Origin of the sequence: Pseudoalteromonas sp. S3260 (genome assembly GCF_005886925.1) — a bacterium.
Classification (GTDB): Bacteria; Pseudomonadota; Gammaproteobacteria; order Enterobacterales; family Alteromonadaceae; genus Pseudoalteromonas; species Pseudoalteromonas tetraodonis.
On the sequence record NZ_PNCV01000171.1, the window covers coordinates 1 to 5,652 of the forward strand.

5 protein-coding genes are annotated in these 5,652 nt (G+C 41.3%); all 5 read right to left on the minus strand.

What is annotated here, in order from left to right:
• Nucleotides 1-88: 88 nt before the first annotated feature.
• Nucleotides 89-280, minus strand: a complete 192-nt coding sequence (gene csrA / locus CWC14_RS17800; protein WP_004587515.1) for a carbon storage regulator CsrA — start codon at nucleotides 278-280, stop codon at nucleotides 89-91.
• A 90-nt stretch (nucleotides 281-370) separates the two neighbouring features.
• On the minus strand, nucleotides 371-1,588 hold the full coding sequence (locus CWC14_RS17805) for an aspartate kinase (protein ID WP_138564222.1): 1,218 nt from the start codon (nucleotides 1,586-1,588) through the stop codon (nucleotides 371-373).
• Between the two features lie 6 nt (nucleotides 1,589-1,594).
• Entirely contained in the window at nucleotides 1,595-4,195 is a 2,601-nt protein-coding gene (gene alaS / locus CWC14_RS17810) for an alanine--tRNA ligase (RefSeq protein ID WP_138564224.1), read from the minus strand.
• 19 nt (nucleotides 4,196-4,214) lie between these two features.
• Nucleotides 4,215-4,667 (minus strand): regulatory protein RecX, encoded by a 453-nt coding sequence (locus CWC14_RS17815; protein ID WP_010390806.1) that lies wholly within the window; start codon nucleotides 4,665-4,667, stop codon nucleotides 4,215-4,217.
• Nucleotides 4,667-5,455 (minus strand): BPSS1780 family membrane protein, encoded by a 789-nt coding sequence (locus CWC14_RS17820; protein WP_138564226.1) that lies wholly within the window; start codon nucleotides 5,453-5,455, stop codon nucleotides 4,667-4,669. The genes CWC14_RS17815 and CWC14_RS17820 overlap by 1 nt, the downstream gene beginning before the upstream one ends.
• Nucleotides 5,456-5,652 lie beyond the last annotated feature (197 nt).

Consider the following 5,652-nt stretch of genomic DNA (forward strand, 5'->3'; position numbering starts at 1 on the left):
TTAGGGGCTGAAAACAAAAAAGCCACTCAATGAGTGGCTTTTACAAATGTCATAGTTATATTAACTAGCACATTTTATACTATGTTGATTAAGCATTGCCCGGATTAGGGTTAGACTTTTCAGCTTGTATGCGCATGTAAATTTCTTCACGATGAACTGATACGTCTTTAGGTGCGTTAACACCGATACGAACTTGATTTCCTTTAACACCTAGAACAGTAACGGTTACTTCGTCACCAATCATAAGGGTCTCGCCTACTCTACGAGTTAGTATTAGCATTCTCTTGCTCCCATGTTCCAATAAAATTATAAGATTCCGCACAAACATTTTAATTAAAATTAGACTAAAAAGTAAGTAAAAACTCTCAATCTATTCATTTTCTGTTAAAAATGTCTTATGTAATGCACGAACAGCCAGCTCTAGGTATTTTTCATCTATTAAAACTGAAATTTTGATCTCTGAGGTGGCAACAAACATCACATAAATGTTTTCTTGTGCTAACGAATCAAAAAATAAACTCGCTACCCCGGAATGAGATTTCATCCCCATACCCACCGCTGACACTTTCGCCACATTGGTCAATCCGTCAATTGCCTGTGCGTCAAATTGCTGTTGCTCAGCCGTTAACAAATCAAGTGCGTTTAAGTAATCATTTAAATGCACAGTAAAAGCATAGTCGACTTTTTCAACTTTATGATTAATTTGATTAATCATATCTATTTCGATGCCATTATCAGCAAAAAGTTTCAAAACTTTTGCAAGATGTTTGGTGCCTTGCGGCATTCCATGCACCTGAATTAAGCACTCATCTCGATTAAATGCAATACCCGACACAACGTTACTCGCCACGTCGCTCTCCTCAAAACTAATTAATGTACCTTCATCAGGTTTAAAGCTAGATAACACTCTTAATGGTACATTGTGCTTACCAGCCGACTCTACAGAGCGAATATGTAGCACTTTAGCGCCTAAACTTGCCAGCTCAAGCATTTCGGCAAAGGTTACATGGCTTAAACGTCGTGCATTAGGTTCAATTCGAGGATCTGTTGTATATACGCCATCAACATCAGTATAGATCTGACATTCATCCGCTTTTATTGCACCCGCTATTTCAACCGCAGAGGTATCGGTGCCACCACGCCCAAGCGTAGTCACGTTGCCCTCAATATCGCGCCCCTGAAAGCCGGCAATAATAGCAATACGGTTATGTTCAAGTTCATGTTTTAAACGCGTTGCAGCCACGTCTTCTACACGGGCTTTACCGAACATGTTATCGGTTAATATATTCACCTGATCGGCTAACAAGCTTACCGCAGAATGGCCGCGTTTAATAATCGCCATCGCTAATAAAGCTATAGAGACTTGTTCACCGGTACTGAGTAATACATCGAGTTCACGACTACTCGGGCGAGAGTCGATTTGTTTGGCAAGATTAATTAAGCGATTGGTTTCTCCCGACATTGCCGAAAGCACCACCACCACTTGGTGGCCTTGTTGCTTAGTTTTAACAACAAGGTCGGCGACCGCTTCAATACGCTCTATTGAGCCTACCGAAGTGCCGCCAAATTTTTGAACTATAAGTGCCACTTAAGCTTAAGTACGCTCAGTTAACCAAGCTGTTACGCTATCAAGTGCTGCAGTTAAGTTTTGTGGCTCAGAACCACCCGCTTGCGCCATATCTGGACGACCGCCGCCTTTACCACCTACTTGGCCTGCCATGTGGTTAACTAACTCACCCGCTTTTACTTTATCGGTTAAGTCTTTAGTTACACCCGCAATTAGGCTTACTTTATCACCGCTGGCAACACCTAAAGCAATAACGCCTGAGCCAATCTTATTTTTAAGATCATCAACCATGCCACGAAGCGCTTTTGATTCAGTTCCTTCAACGTTGGCAACTAACAATTTAACCCCGTTAATTTCAACCACTGAATCAAGTAACGATGCACCTGCCGCACTGGCTAGTTTATCGTTAAGTTGGGCAACTTGCTTTTCAAGTCCTTTCGACTTTTCAAGTAAGGCAGTTACTTTTTCAAGTACTGACGCACTGTCACCTTTTACAAGTGCTGCAACATCTGCTAATTGCTGTTCTTGTTCATTAACATAAGCGATTGCTTCTGCACCGGTTACCGCCTCAATACGACGAACACCGGCAGCAATACCGCTTTCAGATACAATTTTGAATAAACCAATGTCACCTGTACGCTCTACGTGTGTACCACCACAAAGCTCAATTGAGTAATCACCTATGGTTACTACACGTACTTCGTCATCGTACTTTTCGCCAAACAATGCCATAGCACCTTTTGCTTTAGCATCATCAATTGCCATTAGCTCAGTATTAAGTGCAAAGTTACGACGAATTTCGTCATTTACTACACGTTCAATTTCGCGCAGTTCTTGTTTGGTCACCGCTTCAAAATGTGAGAAATCAAAACGCAGACGATCTGGCTGCACAAGTGAGCCTTTTTGCGATACGTGCTCACCTAAAAGCTGACGCAATGCTTCATGTAAAATGTGCGTAGCTGTGTGATTTTTCTTAATGCTTTCACGACGCGCATCGTCAATGGTCGCATCCACTTTATCGTTAACGCCAATACGCCCTTGTACTGTTCCATGATGAGCAAAAGCATTACCCAATTTAGTGGTATTCGTTACATTAAACTCACCACCGGCAACAGTAATTGTACCGCTATCACCAATTTGGCCGCCTGATTCAGCGTAAAACGGAGTACGGTCTAAAACAATAATACCTTGCTGACCATCTTCTAATAACGATACAGATTCGCCACCGGCAAAAATTTCTACTACAGTGCCACGGTAATGATTACTATCGTAGCCTTTAAAATCAGTGTGCTTATCTGATTTTAATTGCTCATTATAATCTGCACCAAATTTGCCCGCTTGCTGTGCTGTTTTACGTTGCACTGCCATACATGCTTCAAAACCTTGATGGTCAATGGTCATTTGGCGCTCACGCGCTACATCAGCTGTTAAATCGGCAGGGAAACCATAGGTATCGTAAAGTTTAAATACTAAGTCACCTGGGATCACATCCCCGGTTAAATCACTCAAGCTTTCTTCTAAAATAGCTAAACCACGCTCAAGCGTTTTACCAAACTGCTCTTCCTCAATACGCAGTACTTTTTCAATAATTTCTTGTTGCTTAGCAAGCTCTGGGTACGCTTGACCCATTTGCTCAATAAGTGCAGCAACCAATTTATAGAAAAACGCGCCTTTAGCACCTAACTTATTACCGTGACGTACTGCACGACGAATAATACGACGCAATACATAACCACGGCCTTCATTTGATGGCATAACCCCATCTGAAATTAAAAACGCACACGAACGAATATGATCCGCCACCACGCGAAGCGACTTATCATCCATATCTTGTGCATTAGTAACGCTTGCAGCGGCGGCAATTAAGCCTTGGAATAAATCGATTTCGTAGTTTGAATGCACACCTTGTAAAATAGCTGAAATACGCTCAAGGCCCATACCAGTATCAACAGATTGCTTAGGAAGTGGCTCCATAGTCCCGTCGCTTTGACGGTTGTATTGCATAAATACTAAGTTCCAAATTTCAATGAAACGGTCGCCATCTTCTTCAGGAGTGCCCGGAGGACCACCCCAAATGTGCTCACCGTGATCATAAAATATTTCAGAACATGGACCACAAGGGCCGGTATCACCCATAGACCAAAAATTATCGCTCGTTGCAATACGAATAATACGATCTTCAGGTAAACCTATATCGTTAGCCCAGTAGCCAAAGGCTTCTTCGTCATCATGGTAAATGGTCACTAACAGCTTTTCTTTTGGTAGTTTTACAACCTCAGTTAAAAACTCCCACGCAAATTTAATTGCATCTTGCTTAAAATAATCACCAAAGCTGAAATTACCTAGCATTTCGAAAAAGGTATGGTGACGTGCTGTGTAACCAACATTTTCTAAATCGTTGTGTTTACCACCAGCACGCACACAACGCTGCGAACTGGTTGCGCGTGTATAAGGGCGGCTTTCGGCGCCTAAAAATACATCTTTAAATTGCACCATACCGGCATTATTAAATAACAACGTGGCATCGTTACCCGGTATAAGCGAACTAGAAGGAACAACTTGATGTTGTTTGCTGGCAAAAAAGTCTAAAAACTGTTGCCTAATTTGTGCGGTAGTCATGTGCTGCATGTGAAAGTCTCACCTGTATTTACTGTGCTTGCATTGCAAAATTTATTTGATCATAGCTAAAACCTCGATACATTAAGTAGCGCACGCGCTTAGCTTTTTCTTTGTACTCGAGGTCTGCCGGTGTCGTTGAATATTTTTTGTTGTACGCTTCCTGCGCGAGCTCAAACCAATCTATTTCCAGCTCATCAACCACTGTTTCAAGCAGTGCTCTATCAATCCCTTTACTCATGGCCTCACTTTGAATTCGCTTTAAGCCATGGCATTTAAATATGTGCTTTCTTACAAACCCTTCACAGTAACGCTGCTCGTTAATAAAATTGTGCTTTTCACACCAATCAAGCAGGTTTTCTATGAACTCGTCGGTTGCTTCTCTTTGCTGTAACTTTTGGGTTAACTCACGGCGCGAATACTCTTGCCGACCAAGCAACCAAAGCACATAGTTTTTTAACTTTTGTTTTAACGTATCATCCATTAAGCGTCAAAGCGTCCGCTTTGCTCGCTACTTAAAGGCTTAATGTTACTGTCATCACTTGGTGGCACAACGGGCATAAAAATAGCCTGATAAGATACAAAGAAACTAATGTAGCAAATTGGCATTAAAATCAACAGCGGTAGTAGCGATAAGAACATCGACAACACCATTAATAATGCGCAAATAATACCATAAACACTTAATGGTAAAATATTATAATAAAACACCATAAACGAACTTTTTAAGGCATTTAAAATACGTTGCTCTTTATTAAAATAAACCAGCGGTACTGCGTAGGCAAACGAAGTAAAGTAAATAGAGAGCGCAATTAAAAACAATGCCACGTTAGCAAGCGAAATACTCTCAAGCATTTGACTAACAGCGGTGTTTGGATCTAGGCTAGGCTGTGTCATAACCGTCATTGCATCAGCAAATAACCCATTGGCGAGCAAGGCAATTAAAATACCGGCACCCATTTGATAAAGCGCTAAGCGAAATAAGCCTAACCGATTTCCTTTGGCTGAAAAGGGCTTCAAAATATCGGCTAACATAATTTTTCCGCCCTGCTGCTTGGTAAGCACGGCTTGATAAAAACCAGCGGTTAAAAATGGTGTAGCCAATGCTGCAGCTATTTGTAATACCGGCAAAAATAACGACAACAAGCCAACAATGCCAATAAACAAATGCATAAAAATAAAAGTTAATGGCTGAGTTTTAAAAATTAGCCAACCCGCTTTAAACCATTTTAATGCCGCATCAGCTTTAAAAATTCGTAATTGTGTAGACATACTTGCTCTTAATTAAAACAAAACACGCCGAGTATAACTCGGCGCTGGTTGGTATTACATAGGTGGCGGCGATAAATGCCGTTAATATTAGGGTCTGTTGCCCTTTACGGATTAAAATTTGTTCAAACTAGGGGCGATTTAATCGCGGCGCGAGGTTTGTAACCTAGTGGGCTAAGTAAAAACCGAGCAACTAAGAC